Origin of the sequence: Streptomyces sp. NPDC005803 (assembly GCF_040630435.1) — a bacterium.
Classification (GTDB): Bacteria; Actinomycetota; Actinomycetes; order Streptomycetales; family Streptomycetaceae; genus Streptomyces.
Window position 1 is genome coordinate 63,811 of record NZ_JBEXXO010000020.1, and the last position, 15,844, is coordinate 79,654.

Below are 15,844 nucleotides of genomic sequence, written 5' to 3' on the forward strand. Positions count from 1 at the left end.
CCATGAGCACCACGACCGGAAAGGCCGCGCAGCCGGCCAAGGTGCAGGGCGGGCGGGGGACCGCGGCGTCCCCGGCCGCCGGGCCGAAGGGTTCGAGAAGTCGCAGGAAGCCCGCGATGGGCGTGCAGAACGTGGCCGGCTGGCTGTTCTCCACTCCCTTCCTCGTGCTCTTCCTCGTCTTCATGGCCGTCCCGATCATCGCCACGCTGGTGATGAGCTTCACGGACTTCGGACTGCGCAACGTGACGCATCCGATGGACGCGAACTTCATCGGGTTCGAGAACTACACCAAGCTGTTCGGCGACGAGAAGTTCCTCACGTCGCTGTTCAACACGGCGTACTTCGTGGTCATCGGCGTGCCGCTGACCATCTTCCTCGGGCTGGTCGTCGCCGTCCTGCTGAACAACGGCATCGACCGGGCCCGGACCTTCTTCCGCGTCGGCTTCTACGCCCCGGTCGTCACCACCATCGTCGCGGTCGCCGTCGTCTGGCGGTTCGTCCTCGATCCGAGCGACGGCCTCGTCGCGGGCCTCTTCTCCGAAGTGGGCCTCACCGCGCCGGACTTCCTCGGCTCCGAGAAGCTCGCCATGCCCTCGATGATCGCGATGGCGGTCTGGCGGAACCTGGGCACCGTCATGGTGCTCTTCATCGCCGGTCTGCAGGCCATCCCCACCGAGGTGCGCGAGGCGGCGCGGCTGGACGGCGCGAACGTCTGGCAGGAGTTCAAGGGGATCACGGTCCCGCTCCTGCGGCCCACGCTGCTCTACGCCACGGTGATCACCACCATCGGTTACCTCAACGTGTTCGAGGAACCGTTCGTGATGACGCAGGGCGGGCCCTCGGACTCGACGCTCACCGTGTCGCTGAACATGTACCGCGAGGGCTTCAACTTCTTCCACATGGGCTATGCGAGCGCCATGGCGTATGTCCTCTTCGTAGTGATCATGGGCATCACGGTGCTGCAGCTCCGACTGCTGAAGGACAACACGAAATGAGCGCCACCAGTGCACCGGGCGCCGTCTCGACGGCGCCGTCCAAGAAGCCCGGGGACGCCGAACGGACGGGCGGGGAGAAGCGGCCGCGGTCGCTGAAGCGGATCCTCGTCCACGTCCTGCTCTCGTTCGGCCTGCTGATCATGTCGGCGCCGTTCCTGTGGATGGCCCTGTCCGCGTTCAAGACGACGAGCGAGCTGACCGCGAGCCCGCCGGTCTGGATCCCGACCGAGTGGACCCTGGACAACTTCCGGGACCTGCTCGACAAGCTCGATCTGCCGCTGTACTTCATGAACTCGGTGATCGTGGCGGTGCTGGTCACCGTCTCGAACCTGGTGTTCTGCTCGATGCTAGGGTACGCCCTGGCCAAGCTGAACTTCGCCGGCCGCAACAAGATCTTCGGGCTGGTGCTCGGCGCCCTCATGGTGCCCGGCAACCTGATGCTGCTGCCGCTGTTCGTCCTGATGAGCAAGATGGGCCTGATCGACTCGTACGCCGGTCTGGTGCTGCCGTTCGCGGCAGGCGCCTTCGGGGTCTTCCTCATGCGGCAGTTCATGCAGTCGATCCCGGACGAACTGCTGGAAGCGGCCCGGATGGACGGCGCCGGCGAGTGGTACATCTTCTGGCGGATCGTGATGCCGCTGGTGAAGCCCGCGCTGGCGACGCTGTCGATCTTCACGTTCCTGGGGTCCTGGAACAACTTCGTCTGGCCGCTCATCGCGACCAACGACCCCGACAAGTACACCCTCCCGGTCGCCCTGGCGACGTTCGCCACCGACCCGAACAAGTCGGGCGGCTCCAACGGCATGCTGATGGCCGGGTCCTTCCTGATCGTGCTGCCGGTCCTGGTCGTGTTCATCGCGCTCCAGCGGCACTTCACCCAGGGCATCGCCACGGCGGGCATGAAGTAGCCCGCCCCGGGGCGGCCCGCCGCCCCACCGACTCGTACGAGGCCGCGCACCCCGCACCCCACCGCGCCGGCCGCACCCCTCACGCACCAGAAAGACAGTCTGCGATGACGCACACCCAGGTCCCGTTCCCCGAAGGCTTCCTGTGGGGCGCCTCCACGGCCGCCCACCAGATCGAGGGCAACAACACCAACAGCGACTGGTGGGTCAAGGAGCACACCGCGGGCACCCACATCCAGGAACCCAGCCTGGACGCCTGCGACAGCTACCACCGCTGGCACGAGGACATGGACGTGCTCGCCGGACTGGGCTTCACCGACTACCGGTTCTCCATCGAGTGGGCCCGCATCGAGCCGGTCGAGGGACGGTTCTCACGGGCGGAGCTCGCCCACTACCGCCGGATGGTCGAGGGCGCCCTCGAACGCGGGCTGCGCCCCATGGTCACCCTGCACCACTTCACGGTCCCCCAGTGGTTCGAAGCCCGCGGCGGCTTCACCTCCGAGGGCGCGACCGAGCTGTTCGCCCGCTACGTCGCGGCCTGCGCGCCGGTCATCGGCGAAGGCGTCAGCCACGTCTGCACCATCAACGAGCCGAACATGATCGCCGTCATGGCGGGCCAGGCCAAGCGCGGCGACATCGGCTTCCCGCCCGCCGGCCTGCCGACCCCGGACGACGAGACCACCGTGGCCGTGATCGCCGCCCACCACGCGGCCGTCAAGGAGGTCAAGGCGATCAACCCCGCGATCCAGGTCGGCTGGACCGTCGCCAACCAGGTCTACCAGGCCCTCCCCGGCGCCGAAGAGGTCACCGCCGCCTACCGCCACCCCCGCGAGGACGTCTTCATCGAGGCCGCCCGCGGCGACGACTGGATCGGTGTGCAGTCCTACACCCGGACCCTGATCGGCACGGACGGCCCGGTCCCCACCGCGGACGACGCCGAGCGCACCCTGACGCAGTGGGAGTACTACCCCTCGGCCGTCGGATACGCGCTGCGCCACACCGCCGACGTCGTGGGCCGCGACATGCCGCTGATCGTCACCGAGAACGGCATCGCCACCGAGGACGACAGCCGGCGCGTCGACTACTACACCGGCGCGCTGAACGAGGTCGCCTCCGCACTGGAGGACGGCCTCAACATCCAGGGCTACCTGGCGTGGAGCGCGCTGGACAACTACGAGTGGGGCTCCTACAAGCCCGCCTTCGGCCTCATCGGCTGGAATCCGGAGACGTTCGAGCGGCTGCCGAAGCCGTCCGCCGTCTGGCTGGGCGAGATGGGCCGCACCCGCGCCCTGCCCCGCGCCGCCGGCTGAGAGACCGGCCCCAGGACCGGGAGCTCCTGACGGCTCCCGCCCGTGCGGGAGCCGGCGGAACCTGACATCCGCCGGCTCCCGTACCGCACCCGTGCCGGGGTCAGTGCCAGCCCTCCCGGTACGCCGTCCAGTCGCCCTCCCGCGCGGCGAAGTCGACGTAGAGCGCCACCCCGAACCGTTCCCGGCCGCGGTCCGTGCGCCCCAGCCCCAGTCTGGTGCCACGGACCGCGGCCGCGACCGTCTCCGCCGACGCGTGGTGCCCCAGGTCGTTCTCGTGGAAGAACGGCAGCCCCATCAGCAGATCGGTGCCGCGGGGCGTCACTTCGAGGGCCAGCGCGGTCTGTTCGGCCACGTATCCGCCGTACAGCCCTTCCGTCGGCATCCAGGTGTCGTACGACATGACGGCGATCTGGTCGACCTTGCGGGCCACCTGCCCGAAGTACTCCTGCGACCACCACTTGCCCCGGCCGGTGACCGCGCCGAGGACGGTCTGCGCGGCGGGCAGCGGGTCGATCTGGTGGGCGGCGACGGAGAGCGGCGCCGCGCGGGCCCGGGTGAGGGCGTGCAGGCCGTCCAGGAGCGAGAGGTAGTGCGCGTCGCCGGAGTGCAGCGGTTCCAGGTCGAAGTGGACCCCGTCGAACCCGGCGTCCAAGATCTGCCGCGCCGATCCGACGACCGCCTCGCGCGAGGCGTCGCGCTCCAGACGCAGCCCGTCGGATCCCTCGCCCGCGAGCCTGTCCCCGAGCCAGGCCTGGACGCGCACGCCGGGCAGGGTGCGGTGCACGGCGTCGATCAGCCAAGGGGCCCGGGGGTAGCGGGAGGCGGGCAGGGTTCCGTCGTGCTCCAGCGGTCCGGCGTGGACGTACAGGTCCTTGATGCCCGTCCCCTTGATCCGGGCGGCGAACGCGGCGAGGTCGGCGTCCCTCTTCCGGCCGTCGACCCAGGCGTGCCCGAGCCAGATCGCGTCGCGGCCACGGGTCCGGGTGCCGTCCCCGGGATCGCCGGTGAAGTTGAGGCGCAGGGCGACGCCCGCGGTGAGGACCGGCACCACGGTCACCAGGACCAGTCCCAGCGCGATCCGCCTCGGCCAGGTACGGAGCGACCGGGCCGCCCGGCTCCGTACCGCGGTGAACGCCCGCCCCGTCCGCCCACGCACGTGCGCGCCCCCCGCATGTCTCGGTGTACCCCGGCTGTACGAACGGCGGGGCGCGCCCGGCGGCGCGCCGCACCCGTACGAACAGCAGGACGCACCAGGTGCGGGGGCCGTTCCCGGGCGGGCCGTGCGGAGCGTTCGCCGGGTCGCGGGGCGCCGGGGGCGGACATAACCTCGCAACCGTGATGCCGCCCGTGAGCCGAACCCGGATCCTCATACCGGGGCGGGCCGTGCTCGCCGTGCTGTTGGCGGTGTGCTGGCTGGCCCTCTCCCCCGCACCGGCCGCCCGCGCCGACGGTCCGATCACGCTGTCCCGCGACGGACAGATCACCGACCGGGTGGACGCGCTCGGTGACCGCGACACCCAGGTGGCCACCGCGCTCGACCGGCTGTACGAGCAGCGCCGCGTCCAGCTGTTCGTGGCCTATGTCCGTGACTTCTCCGGGCGGTCCGCGCAGGACTGGGCCGACGAGACGGCGAGCCGCAACGGGCTCGGCCGCGACGACGTGCTGCTGGCCGTCGCCACCCACGACCGGCAGTACGCGTACTCCGTCGACCAGGACTCCCGCCTCACCGACGCGCAGCTCCAGGACGTGGCGAGCACGGCCATCGAACCGGCGCTCAAGGAGAACGACTGGGCGGGCGCCGCGATCGGCGCCGCCGACGGCTACTCCGCCGTCCTGACCGGTGCGCCCGTCCCCACCCCGGCGATCACCCCGGGCGCCGCCGACCCCGGTACGGGCGGCTCCGGCGGGACGAGCACCTGGGACCTCTTCCTCCCGATCGTGCTCCTCGTCGGCGTCGGAGCGGTCGCCGCGTACACGTTCAGCCGCCGCAAGCGGCGCGCCACCACCCGTACGACGCCCGGCGCGACGGGCTGGGGACCGGCCGGTGGCGGGCCGGGCGAGCCGGTGGAGCCACTCACCCCGCTCCCCGAACTCGACGCCCGGACCAAGGAGACGCTCGTCGGCACGGACGACGCGGTCCGCACGAGCGAAGAGGAACTGGGGTTCGCCACCGCCCAGTTCGGCGAGGAGGCCGCCGTACCGTTCGCCGAGGCGGTCGGTTACGCCAAGGGCGAGCTGACGGCCGCCTTCCGCCTGCGTCAACAGCTCGACGACGCCTTCCCGGAGGACGACGCCACGCGCCGGCGGATGCTGGACGAGATCATCAGCCGCTGCGCGGACGCCAACGAGCGGCTGGACGAGGTCTCCGAGGACTTCGACCGGCTGCGGGAACTGGAACGCGACGCCCCGCAGGCCCTCGCGGCGGCCGAGACCGCGTTCCGTTCCCTCGCCGGCCGGGTCACCGCCGCGGAGGCCACGCTCGCCGCCTTGCGCGGCCGCTACAAGGAGTCGGCGTCGGCCCCCGCGGCGAGCGGCATCGAACAGGCCAAGGACCGGCTCGTGTTCGCGACGTCGTCGCTCAACCGGGCGCGGCAGGCGGTGGACGGCGGCGACCACGCCGGGGCCGCGGTGTACGTGCGGGCCGTCGAGGGCGCGGTCGGCCAGGCGGTCACCCTCGTCGACGCCGTCGACCGGCGCGCGCGGGAACTGGACGAGGCGGCGGCCGCGCTGCCGGCCGCCCTGACCGAGGCGGACACGGATCTGGCGGACGCGGGAGGGCTGCTGGAGGGCACGGCCGAGGGCGTGTCCACCGCGGACCTCAGCGGCAGGATCGCCCGCGCCCGGGCGGTGGCCCGCGAGGTGCGGGAGGAGATGGGGGCCGGCGCGTACGACCCGATCGACGCCCTGCGCCGGGTGGAGGAGGCGGACGCGGTGCTGGACGAGGCGCTGGCCGGTGCGCGCGAGCGGGAGCGGGACGGCCGGCGGGCCCGCGCCCTGCTCGACCAGACGATGCTCACCGCACGGTCGGCCGTCGCCGCCGCGGCCGACTACGTCGCCACCCACCGTGGTGCGGTCGGCAGCCAGGCCCGGACCCGGCTGGCGGAGGCCGAGCGGCGGCTGGAGCGGGCCGGCGCGCTCGCCGGGACGGACGACGCGCCCGCCGCGCTGGCCGAGGCGCGGCGGGCGACCGCGCTGGCCGGTGAGGCGCGGAGCCTGGCGGAAGGGGACGTGCGCGCGTACGGGGGCCCGGGCGGCGGGATGTCGGGGGGCGGCGGCACGGGCGGTGCGGTCCTCGGCGGCATCATCCTCGGCGGGCTCCTGGGCGGCGGCGGCCGGGGACGCGGCTTCGGGGGCGGCGGATTCGGCGGGGGGTTCGGGGGCGGTGGGGGATTCGGCGGGCCCGGAAGTTTCGGCGGCGGGGGCACCCGCGGCCGCCGGGGCGGCGGCGGCCGCTTCTAGACGATGCCCACCGCCGTACGCGTGCGCGTCACGTCGCTTCAGTCCACGGAGCGGGACCGGATACACAGGAGAGGTGCCATGACCAAGCAGACCATTCTCGGACGCGTCACCCAGCTGGCGAAGGCCAACGTCAACGCTCTGCTCGACCAGGCCGAGGACCCGCAGAAGATGCTGGACCAGCTGATCCGCGACTACACGTCCAACATCTCGGAGGCCGAGCAGGCCGTGGCCGCCACCATCGGCAATCTGCGCCTCATGGAGCAGGACCACCGCGAGGACGTCGCGGCGGCCGAGGAGTGGGGCCGGAAGGCGCTGGCCGCCAGCCGGAAGGCCGATGAGCTGCGGGCGGGCGGAGCGGGACCGGAGGCCGACACGTTCGACAACCTGGCCAAGGTGGCGCTGGGCCGCCAGCTCCAGGCGGAGAAGGAGGCGAAGACCGCGGAGCCCACCATCGCCGCCCAGACCGAGGTGGTGGACAAGCTGAAGTCGGGCCTGGACCAGATGAAGGCGAAGCTGTCGGAGCTGAAGGCCAAGCGGGACGAGCTGGTCGCCCGCGCCAAGTCCGCCCAGGCCCAGAACCGGATGATGGACTCCGTCAAGAACATCGACGTCCTCGACCCGACGAGCGAACTCAGCCGGTTCGAGGACAAGGTGCGGCGTGAGGAGGCGAAGGCGCTGGGCAAGCAGGAGCTCGCCGCGTCGTCGCTGGACGCCCAGTTCGAGCAGCTGGACGCGCTGGGCGACAGCGCCGAGGTGGAGGCCCGCCTCGCCGCGCTGAAGACCGCCTTGTGAGTCCGCCGGAGACCGGGGTCAGGGCCGGTCTCAGGATCGGGGTCAGAACATGCTGAGCAGTTCGTCCACCGTGCGCTCGGCGGCCGGCCGGCCGTCGGGCAGCGGGAGTTCGAACCAGACGGTCTTGCCCCGCGGCGTCCGGCGCGAGCCCCAGGCCGCGCTCAGCAGCCCGACCAGCTGGAGTCCGCGGCCGCCCTCGTCCGTGTCGCGTGCGCGCCGGCGCCGCGGCTGGACGAGACCCGCGTCCCACACCTCGCACACGAGGGTGCGGTCGCGCAGCAGCCTGAGCCTGATCTCGCCCTCGCCGTACCGCAGCGCGTTGGTGACGAGTTCGCTGACCAGCAGTTCGGTGGTGTCCACCAGGTCGTCGAGGTTCCAGGCGAGCAGCTGGCCGCGGGCCAGTTCGCGGGCCCGGCCGACCGAGCGGGGCTCGCGGGGCAGCCGCCAGTCGCCGACGGCGTCGGCGGGCAGCCCCTGGATGCGGGCCATCAGCAGGGCGATGTCGTCCTCGCCGTGCCGGGTGTCGAGCGAGCTCAGTACGTGGTCGCAGACGTCCTCGAGGGGCCGGTCGGGTTCGACGAGGGAGCCGCGCAGGGCTTCGAGGCCCTCATCCAGGGGATGGTCGCGGGACTCGACGAGACCGTCGGTGTAGAGGGCGAGGAGGGCGCCCTCCTTGAGCTCCACCTCGACCTCCTCGAAGGGTTCGCCGCCGACGCCGAGCGGCATGCCCGGCGGGACGTCGAGGAGCAGCGCGGACTCGCCCGGCTCGACGACGACGGGAGGGAGGTGACCGGCGTTGGCGAAGGTGCAGCGCCGGGTGACCGGGTCGTAGACGGCGTAGACACAGGTCGCCAGATAGACCTCCGAGAGGTCCGCCTCGCGCGACTTGTGGGCGGCCCGCGAGGGCCACTGGGCGCCGCCGCCCGCGTCGGACGAGGTGCCCGCGCCAGGAGTGCCGAGTCCCCGGGCGACCTCGTCGAGCGCGGAGAGGACCTCGGCGGGCTCCAGGTCGAGGAGGGCCAGGGTGCGGACGGCGGTGCGCAGTTCGCCCATGGCCACGGCGGCGCGCAGCCCACGGCCCATCACGTCCCCGACGACGAGGGCGGTGCGGTGTCCGGGGAGTTCGATCACGTCGAACCAGTCGCCGCCGACCTCGGTCGCCGTGTTGCCGGGCAGGTAGCGGCAGGCGATGTCTAGGCCGGCCGCCTCCGGGTCGCCGGGCGGCAGCAGGCTGCGCTGGAGTATCAGCGCCCGCTCGTGCTCGCGACGGTAGAGGCGGGCGTTGTCGATGCAGACGGCGGCGCGTGCGGCGAGTTCGGTGGCCAGACCGCGGTCCCGTTCGCCGAAGGGCTCGCTGCCCTTCGTACGGGAGAACTGCACGAGGCCGACCACGGTGTCGTGGGCGACCAACGGCACGGCGAGCGTGGACTGGACGAGGCCCCGGTCGTCGCTGGGGACGTCCTCCACGTGGCCGGTGCGCAGGGCGATGGCGCAGGGCGAGCCGAAGGCGTAGCGGTGCACGGCGCCCATCGCGGGCGGGCGGGTGCCGGTCCATGGTCCGGCGGCGCCGGATGCGGGGTCGGGGACGGTGTCGGGGAGGGCGCCGGGCAGGGCGTCCGACACGGCGCTGGCGAAGGCGACGCGGCGCAGTTCGGCGGAGCCGCCAACCGCTTCCCGGCGCGGGGATCCCCCGCTGCCCGGCGGCGTCTCCTCGCCGGTGAGCAGGGCCTGGTAGAGGTCGACGGAGGCGAGGTCGCAGAAGCCGGGTACGGCGACGTCGAGGAGTTCGCGGGCGGTGGTCTCCAGGTCGAGGGAGTTTCCGATGCGGGCGCTCGCCTCGTTGAGCAGGGCGAGGTTGCGCCGGGCGCTGGCGGCTTCCCGGGCGGCGATGTGGCGCCGGGTCACATCGGTGGCCAGTCCGGCGATGCCGACGGGGCGGCCCGAGCCGCTGTGCACCCGGTAGAGGTTCATCGACCAGTGGCGGCGCTCGGTCTCGCCGGGGGCGGTGCCGACGAGCTGGAGGTCGGTGACGGAGTCGCCGGTGGCCAGGACGCGTTCGAGGGTGGCGGTCAGCCGGTCCGCCTCCGCGCCGGCGAGGTAGTCGACGACGGTGCGGCCGCGGTGGTCGTCCGCCCGGCCGCCGAAGACCGTGGCGAAGCGCTGGTTGGCCCGCACCACGGTCAGGTCGGTGCCGAACAGGACGAACCCGAACGGGGATTGGCCGAAAATGGCCTCTGAGGCCGCGAGGTCCGTCTCGATGAGGCGCAGGGCGCGGACGTCCACGACGATGCAGACAGCGGCCCGTTCACCCGTCGCCGTCTCGCTCGGCATCACATAGATCTCGGCGAGCCCGTGCGCGGCGTCCTCGCCCGGCATCCGGAAGGGGACGAGGCCCGTCCACTCCTTGCCGTCGAGCACCTGGCCGATCTGCCGGTGGCCGTCCCGGCGCAGCTCGGCGGGCATGAAGGCCTCGACCGGGTCCTTGCCCACGGCCTCGTGAGCGGCAACGCCGAAGAGACCGGCGGCCCGGCGGCTCCACTGTTCGATCAGGCCGTCGGGGCCGATCGAGAAGGAGGCGACCTTGATGTAGTCGTAGATGGAGCCAGGCGGACTGCTCTGCCACACGACGTCGCCCGCTGTCCCCGGTATTTCGCTCACGCGACCGTCCCCTCCAGCTCACACACCGGACCGGTCCTGCCCGCAGTATTCAGCACTACGGCCCCGACCGACACGGCGTTCACGATCACAGCACGGTCTCAGTCCGTTTCGGCCAGATTCTGACCGGCCGGCCGTGATCGCCGTTCGTCCCACCTCACTCCTAACCAGGCAGGGCCAGCTCGAACCACACCGTCTTGCCGCTCTTTCCCCGACGGGTCCCCCAGCGGCGGGCCGAGCAGGCCACCAGCTGCAGCCCTCTGCCGCCTTCGTCGTCGGGTCCAGCCGCACGTTCGGTGGGCGGATCCGGAAGCGGATCGGAGACTTCCACGAGCAGGCCGTCGTGCGCCGCGGGGCTTTCGCCGTCGGGGTGGGGGCGCACCAGCCGCACCCCGATGGGGCCCGCCGTGTACCGCATCGAGTTGGTCACCAGCTCGCTGACCAGCAGAACCGCCACATCACCGACGGTCGCGTCGAGACCCCAGCCGCGCAGCGCCTCGTGGACGGCGTGCCGTGCCGTGCGCACGGCGCCGGGAGCAGCCGGAAAGCTCCACTCGGCGCAGTCGCCTTCGGTATCGATCACGCCGATCACTTCCCAAGACCAGCAACGCGAACGCCCTGCTTGCGGGGTACTAAACACCACATACCCGGAATCACGGACGAAATATCGCTGGTGTCGACACGTGGGGCGTACGGGTGTAGGGGTGCGCGCACGAACGGGCGTGCGTGGGGGGAGGGGGCGCACAGACCCTGGGCCGGGCGCTCCGCTCAACGGTGTGCGCCGCCGGGCTGCCGGCGTACGGCTTCGGCCACCGCGGGCAGGTCCTGGTCCAGCCAGTCCACCGTGCCGGTCTCGCCGGGCCCGAGCCAGCGCAGTTCGTCATGGTCCTGGAGGGGCGCGGGCACACCGGACAGCAGCCGGGCCGTCCACACGTGGAGCACATAGCCGGGCTTGAGCGGCCACTCACCGGGGATGCGCTCCAGCGGCTCCGTCTCGATGCCCAGTTCCTCGCGGAGCTCACGGACGAGCGCCTGCTCGCCGCTCTCCCCCGGCTCCACCTTGCCGCCGGGCAGCTCCCATCGTCCGGCCAGCTCCGGCGGGGCGCTGCGACGCGCGGCCAGCAGCCGCCCCCGGTCGTAGACGGCTCCGGCCACCACCACGCGATCAGTCATGCAGCGGAGCGTAATACCGCGTCATGACCACCCCGCCAGGCGGCGGCCACCCCGCCAGGAGCCGCGAGCGGTGGTCGAGACGCGGCGGGGCCGGCGCGGCGCACTACGGGCGCGCGGTCTGCCCTATGCGCTCCACCCAGTAGAGCTGCTTGTGGCCGTGGTCCTGCAGCTTGTCGGCGGTCCGCTGCGCCTCGTCCTGCGTGGCGTACCTGCCCACGCGGTAGCGGTTGCCGTTGTCGTCCTGCCGTATCACCAGCCAAGGGAGCACGGCACCGCTGTCGCTCATCGTGCCCCTCCCCAGCATTGCGCCCCTCCCCTGAACGGCGTGCACGTCTCTAAGGATCCCCAGGAAACCGCAGTACGCATATGCCCGAGCGTACGCCTGACCTTTACTCAACGCATGCGTAATTGCACAAAGAGATACCGATCCGGCCAGGAGTGGACCAACACGTCGGGGGCGCATCCCATCGGATGCGCCCCCGACGTTCCCTCCCCCGCCCGGACCCGAACGGCGGTGGGGTACGGGACATGACAAGCCGTCACACGTCACGACCGCCCGGGCGGCGTCACGGAACCCGGGCCCGCCCGGTCGTCGCGGGCGTCGCGGCCTTCACGGTCGTCGCGGCCTTCGCGGCCCCATCGGTCATCGCGGTCGTCGCGGCCTCCCCGGTCGTCGCGGCCTTACCGGTCATCGAACCGGAAGGTGGTAGGCGATCCGGTAGCGATCGGCCGGCACCACCACGTCGGCGGTCTCGACCGGACGGCCCGAAGCGAAGTACGTCCGCTCGATCACCATGACCACATGCCCCGGCACCCCGCCGAGCGCCAGGAGCTCCTCCGCCAGCCCCGGGCGCGCACCGACCTGCTCGGCCACGTTGTCCACGACGACATCGATCGCGGCCATCCGCTCGACCACCCCGCAGCCGCCCAGCGGGCCCTCCTCCGGCAGCATCACCGGCGTGCGCCCGGTGACCGCGAGGGGCTCCCAGGAGGTGGAGAGCATCATCGGCTCGCCGCCGTCCCGGAACACGTACCGCGTACGCATCACGCGGTCGCCCGGTTCGACCGCGAGCCGCTCGGCGATCTCCGGGCTCGCCGCCTCCTGTTCGCTCCGGGACTCCCAGGTCCCCCGCGCACCCTCCGCCGTCTGCTCCTGCCGGAACGGACTGGCGCCGGTCTCCGACCGGAAGCCGGACCGGGCGATCCGGCGCGGGACCGGGCGCTCGCGCACGTAGGTGCCGGAGCCCGAACGGCCCTCGACCAGCCCCTCGGCCATCAGCACCTTGCGCGCCTCCAGCGCGACGGTGTCCGAGACTCCGTACTCCTCGCGGATCCGCGCCTGCGACGGCAGACGCGTGTGCGGCGGCAGCGAACCGTTGACGATCTTCTCTCTCAGATCGCTCGCAACGCGCAGATAGGCGGGCTGCTCACCGAAAGTCACAGGCCACTCCCCAAGAGGTTGACAGACTGCAACAGCGTCGCAACCGTCGGTTCCCGACCGCAAGCGCAGGCCAGAGTTTCACCCGAAGTGATGATTCGCGGCCGGCGGGCGCATACCCGGCCCCTGCCACCCCACCACCCCCGGCCGTTCCGACCGGCCCACCCCTTGACCTCTTTTGGTCCAGACCAATACCTTCCTCTCCACACGGCGAACCGTCACACAGCCCCAACCCCCCACGGCTCCACAGCTCCACAGCTCCACAGCCCCATAGCTCCACAGCCCCACAGCTCCACAGCTCCACAGCTCCACAGCTCCACAGCACGGTCACGCGTCTCCCCGCGCACGTCTTGACCCGCACACGTCTTGTCCCCGCACACGCACAGGAACGGGCCTCATGCGTCGAAGAACCCTGTCCGGACTGGCCATTGCCGCCTGCGCCTTCTCGCTGGCCGCCACCCTCGCCCCCGCCGCCGGCGCCACCACAGGCCACGGCCAAGGGCACGCGAACGGCACCCACCCCAGCTCCGCGCCCGCCTACAAGCGCGTCGGCTACTTCACCCAATGGGGCGTCTACGGGCGCGACTTCCAGGTCAAGGACCTGGAGACGAGCGGCACAGCGGCCAAGCTCACCCACATCAACTACTCGTTCGGCAACGTCAGCGCCGACGGCACCTGCTTCACGGGCAACGTGCCCGGCGAGGCGGACGCCTGGGCCGACTACGTCCGCCCGCTGGACGCCGCGAGCTCGGTGGACGGCGTCGCCGACACCGACGACCAGGCCCTCGCGGGCAACTTCAACCAGCTGCGTGAGCTCAAGGCCGCGCACCCCGGCCTCAAGGTGATGATCTCGCTCGGCGGCTGGAGCTGGTCCACGCACTTCTCGGACGCGGCCCGCACCGCCGCCTCCCGCAAGGCCTTCGTCTCCTCGTGCATCGACCTGTACATCAAGGGCAATCTGCCGGTGGACGGGACGCGCGGCGGCGAGGGCGCGGCGGCCGGTCTGTTCGACGGGGTGGACCTCGACTGGGAATGGCCGGGGTCCGCGGGTGACTCCGACACGGTGTACCGCCCCGAGGACAAGCGGAACTTCACGGCGCTGGTGCACGAGTTCCGCACGCAGCTCGACGCGTACGCGAAGAGCTCAGCGTCGCGCGGGGGCGGCCGTCACGGAACGAAGCCCAAGCACTACGACCTCTCGGCGTTCGTGCCCACGTCCCCCGAGAAGATCGACGCCGGCTTCGACGTGCCGCGCATCATGCGGGACTTCGACTTCGTGAACCTGCAGGGCTACGACTTCCACGTGTCGGGCGAGAAGACCACCGCGCAGCAGTCCGCGCTGTACGCGAAGGGCGACTTCAGCGTCGACCAGACCGTGCGCGACTGGCTGAGGCGCGGCGCCCCGGCCCGCAAGCTCGTGATGGGGATGCCGTTCTACGGTCAGGGCTGGACGGGTGTGACGGGTGGCGGCGACGGCCTCGGCCAACCGGCCACGGCCCCCGCCCCCGCCACCTGGGCGGCCGGATACGAGGACTACAAGGCCCTCAAGAAGCTGGCCGATTCGGGTGCGTACACGGTCCACCGCAACGTCCGTGACGGCAGCGCCTGGCTGTTCGACGGCACCACGCTGTGGACGTACGACGATCCGCAGGTCCTGCGCACCAAGACCGCGTACATCCGCGACCACCGGCTCGGCGGCGCGATGTTCTGGTCGCTGGACGGGGACACGGACGACGGCGAGCTGATGACCGCCGTCGACCGCGGGCTGTCCCGGCGGTAGGAACCGCCCTTCCGGGGCGGCCGCGACGACGCGGCCGCCCCGGTGTCCGCCCCGCCCGTGCGGCTGGCATGCTGGCCGCCATGGCCACCACCTACCGCTGCCCGCAGGACGGCACCCGTGCCGACGTCACCTCACTCACCTGGTGCTGCCCGGTCTGCCGCGGCCCGTGGGACCTGGACTTCGAGACCGCGGGCCCGCTGCGCACCGGCGAGCTGCCCGGCCGGGTCAACTCCCTGTGGCGCTACGAGGAGGTCCTGCCGCTCTCCTCGCCCGCGACCACGCTCGGCGAGGGCCGCACCCCGCTCGTGCCGCTCACCGGCACGGTCTCGGCCAAGCTCGACTTCCTGATGCCCACGCTCTCCTTCAAGGACCGCGGCGCGGTGATGCTCGCCGAACTGGCCCGCCGCCTCGCCCCCGGACACGTCGTCGCGGACAGCAGCGGAAACGCGGGAACGGCCGTCGCCGCGTACTGCGCCCGCGCCGGGCTGCCCTGCACGGTGTACGTCCCCGAGGGCACCTCGCAGAAGAAGACCGAGCAGATCCGGGCGCACGGGGCCCGGCTGGAAATCGTCCCCGGCGACCGCGAGGCGACCGCGCGGGCGGCCCGGGCGGCAGCCGACGCCCCCGGCGCCTTCTACGCCTCGCACGTCTTCAACCCGTACTTCCTGCACGGCACGAAGACGTACGTGTACGAACTCTGGGAGGACCTCGGCGGCCGGCTCCCCGACGCCGTCGCCGTACCGGTGGGCAACGGCACGCTGCTGCTCGGCGCGGCCCTGGCCATCGAGGAACTCCTCGCCCAGGGCCTGATCGACACCCGTCCGGCGCTGGTCGCCATCCAGGCCGAGGCCGTGTCCCCGCTGGCCGAGGCCTTCCACGCGGGGGCGGACGACCTCCTCGACGGCCCGGCCGGCTCCGGCCCCTCCCCCACCCTCGCCGAGGGCATCGCCATCCCCCGCCCGCCGCGCGCCCGGGCGATCCTGGCGGCGGTGCGGGCGTCGGGCGGCACCTTCCTGACCGTGACGGAGGAGCAGCTCCGGCACGCGCAGCGGGACCTGGCCGCCCGCGGCTTCTACGTGGAGACGACGGGCGTGGCCTGCTGGGCGGCGGTGGGCGACTGGACGGACCGCAGCGTCGTCGTACCGCTGTGCGGCGCGGGTCTCAAGACGGGCCTCGCGGCCTGAGGGACCGTGTCGCCCCGGCCGGGGCTGCACAACCTGAGGAACCTCGCGCTCTACGGTCCTACGGACCTCACCGCCCTACGGGTCCTCACGGCCTGACGGGACCGGGGCGCGTGCCCCCACCCGCTTTCCGCAAGGCGGGCACGCGCCTCGTCA

At 72.2% G+C, this 15,844-nt stretch carries 14 protein-coding genes; 7 read left to right on the top strand and 7 right to left on the bottom strand.

What is annotated here, in order from left to right; all coding sequences use genetic code 11:
• The first annotated feature begins 2 nt into the window (after nucleotides 1-2).
• From ABZ454_RS26385 to ABZ454_RS26395, 3 genes are all read left to right on the top strand, one after another.
• Entirely contained in the window at nucleotides 3-995 is a 993-nt protein-coding gene (locus tag ABZ454_RS26385; RefSeq protein WP_359541466.1) for a sugar ABC transporter permease, read from the top strand.
• Nucleotides 992-1,903 (top strand): carbohydrate ABC transporter permease, encoded by a 912-nt coding sequence (locus tag ABZ454_RS26390; RefSeq protein ID WP_359541469.1) that lies wholly within the window; start codon nucleotides 992-994, stop codon nucleotides 1,901-1,903. Before ABZ454_RS26385 ends, ABZ454_RS26390 begins: the two co-directional genes overlap by 4 nt.
• A gap of 104 nt (nucleotides 1,904-2,007) precedes the next feature.
• Nucleotides 2,008-3,210, top strand: a complete 1,203-nt coding sequence (locus tag ABZ454_RS26395) for a family 1 glycosylhydrolase (protein ID WP_359541470.1) — start codon at nucleotides 2,008-2,010, stop codon at nucleotides 3,208-3,210.
• Between the two features lie 100 nt (nucleotides 3,211-3,310).
• On the opposite strand, the gene ABZ454_RS26400 is transcribed toward ABZ454_RS26395, so the two are convergent.
• Nucleotides 3,311-4,288, bottom strand: a complete 978-nt coding sequence (locus ABZ454_RS26400; protein ID WP_359541607.1) for a hypothetical protein — start codon at nucleotides 4,286-4,288, stop codon at nucleotides 3,311-3,313.
• A gap of 269 nt (nucleotides 4,289-4,557) precedes the next feature.
• Here ABZ454_RS26400 and ABZ454_RS26405 point away from each other — a divergent pair, with 269 nt between their 5' ends.
• Nucleotides 4,558-6,669 carry a TPM domain-containing protein gene (locus ABZ454_RS26405; protein ID WP_359541472.1) on the top strand — a complete coding sequence of 704 codons (2,112 nt, stop codon included), beginning with the start codon at nucleotides 4,558-4,560 and terminating at the stop codon, nucleotides 6,667-6,669.
• A 78-nt stretch (nucleotides 6,670-6,747) separates the two neighbouring features.
• Nucleotides 6,748-7,461: a PspA/IM30 family protein gene (locus ABZ454_RS26410; RefSeq protein WP_359541473.1), complete on the top strand. Its 714-nt coding sequence runs from the start codon at nucleotides 6,748-6,750 to the stop codon at nucleotides 7,459-7,461.
• Between the two features lie 42 nt (nucleotides 7,462-7,503).
• Here ABZ454_RS26410 and ABZ454_RS26415 read toward each other — a convergent pair whose 3' ends face one another.
• From ABZ454_RS26415 to ABZ454_RS26440, 6 genes are all read right to left on the bottom strand, one after another.
• The gene (locus tag ABZ454_RS26415) at nucleotides 7,504-10,086 is read right to left on the bottom strand and encodes a SpoIIE family protein phosphatase (protein WP_356321772.1); all 2,583 of its coding nucleotides are present in this window, start codon (nucleotides 10,084-10,086) and stop codon (nucleotides 7,504-7,506) included.
• Between the two features lie 193 nt (nucleotides 10,087-10,279).
• Entirely contained in the window at nucleotides 10,280-10,708 is a 429-nt protein-coding gene (locus ABZ454_RS26420; protein WP_356321743.1) for an ATP-binding protein, read from the bottom strand.
• A gap of 176 nt (nucleotides 10,709-10,884) precedes the next feature.
• Nucleotides 10,885-11,289, bottom strand: coding sequence for a (deoxy)nucleoside triphosphate pyrophosphohydrolase (locus ABZ454_RS26425; RefSeq protein WP_359541476.1), 405 nt, complete (start codon nucleotides 11,287-11,289; stop codon nucleotides 10,885-10,887).
• A gap of 103 nt (nucleotides 11,290-11,392) precedes the next feature.
• Nucleotides 11,393-11,593 carry an SPOR domain-containing protein gene (locus ABZ454_RS26430; protein ID WP_356321746.1) on the bottom strand — a complete coding sequence of 67 codons (201 nt, stop codon included), beginning with the start codon at nucleotides 11,591-11,593 and terminating at the stop codon, nucleotides 11,393-11,395.
• Between the two features lie 262 nt (nucleotides 11,594-11,855).
• On the bottom strand, nucleotides 11,856-11,981 hold the full coding sequence (locus ABZ454_RS26435) for a hypothetical protein (RefSeq protein WP_359541478.1): 126 nt from the start codon (nucleotides 11,979-11,981) through the stop codon (nucleotides 11,856-11,858).
• Nucleotides 11,978-12,730, bottom strand: coding sequence for a GntR family transcriptional regulator (locus tag ABZ454_RS26440; protein WP_359541479.1), 753 nt, complete (start codon nucleotides 12,728-12,730; stop codon nucleotides 11,978-11,980). The genes ABZ454_RS26435 and ABZ454_RS26440 overlap by 4 nt, the downstream gene beginning before the upstream one ends.
• 394 nt (nucleotides 12,731-13,124) lie before the next feature.
• On the opposite strand from ABZ454_RS26440, the gene ABZ454_RS26445 reads away from it, so the two are divergent.
• Both ABZ454_RS26445 and ABZ454_RS26450 read left to right on the top strand, forming a co-directional pair.
• Complete coding sequence (locus ABZ454_RS26445; protein ID WP_359541481.1) at nucleotides 13,125-14,507, top strand: glycoside hydrolase family 18 protein; 1,383 nt, start codon at nucleotides 13,125-13,127, stop codon at nucleotides 14,505-14,507.
• Nucleotides 14,508-14,575: 68 nt separating this feature from the next.
• Nucleotides 14,576-15,691, top strand: coding sequence for a threonine synthase (locus ABZ454_RS26450; RefSeq protein WP_359541483.1), 1,116 nt, complete (start codon nucleotides 14,576-14,578; stop codon nucleotides 15,689-15,691).
• The last annotated feature ends 153 nt before the right edge of the window (nucleotides 15,692-15,844 follow it).

Bases quoted from the DNA above. Each gene is read 5' to 3' on its own strand.
- ABZ454_RS26385 (WP_359541466.1), top strand. From the start codon at position 3: ATGAGCACCACGACCGGAAAGGCCGCGCAGCCGGCCAAGGTGCAGGGC.
- ABZ454_RS26390 (WP_359541469.1), top strand. From the start codon at position 992: ATGAGCGCCACCAGTGCACCGGGCGCCGTCTCGACGGCGCCGTCCAAG.
- ABZ454_RS26395 (WP_359541470.1), top strand. From the start codon at position 2,008: ATGACGCACACCCAGGTCCCGTTCCCCGAAGGCTTCCTGTGGGGCGCC.
- ABZ454_RS26410 (WP_359541473.1), top strand. From the start codon at position 6,748: ATGACCAAGCAGACCATTCTCGGACGCGTCACCCAGCTGGCGAAGGCC.
- ABZ454_RS26425 (WP_359541476.1), bottom strand. From the start codon at position 11,289: ATGACTGATCGCGTGGTGGTGGCCGGAGCCGTCTACGACCGGGGGCGG.
- ABZ454_RS26430 (WP_356321746.1), bottom strand. From the start codon at position 11,593: ATGCTGGGGAGGGGCACGATGAGCGACAGCGGTGCCGTGCTCCCTTGG.
- ABZ454_RS26435 (WP_359541478.1), bottom strand. From the start codon at position 11,981: ATGACCGGTAAGGCCGCGACGACCGGGGAGGCCGCGACGACCGCGATG.
- ABZ454_RS26445 (WP_359541481.1), top strand. From the start codon at position 13,125: ATGCGTCGAAGAACCCTGTCCGGACTGGCCATTGCCGCCTGCGCCTTC.
- ABZ454_RS26450 (WP_359541483.1), top strand. From the start codon at position 14,576: ATGCTGGCCGCCATGGCCACCACCTACCGCTGCCCGCAGGACGGCACC.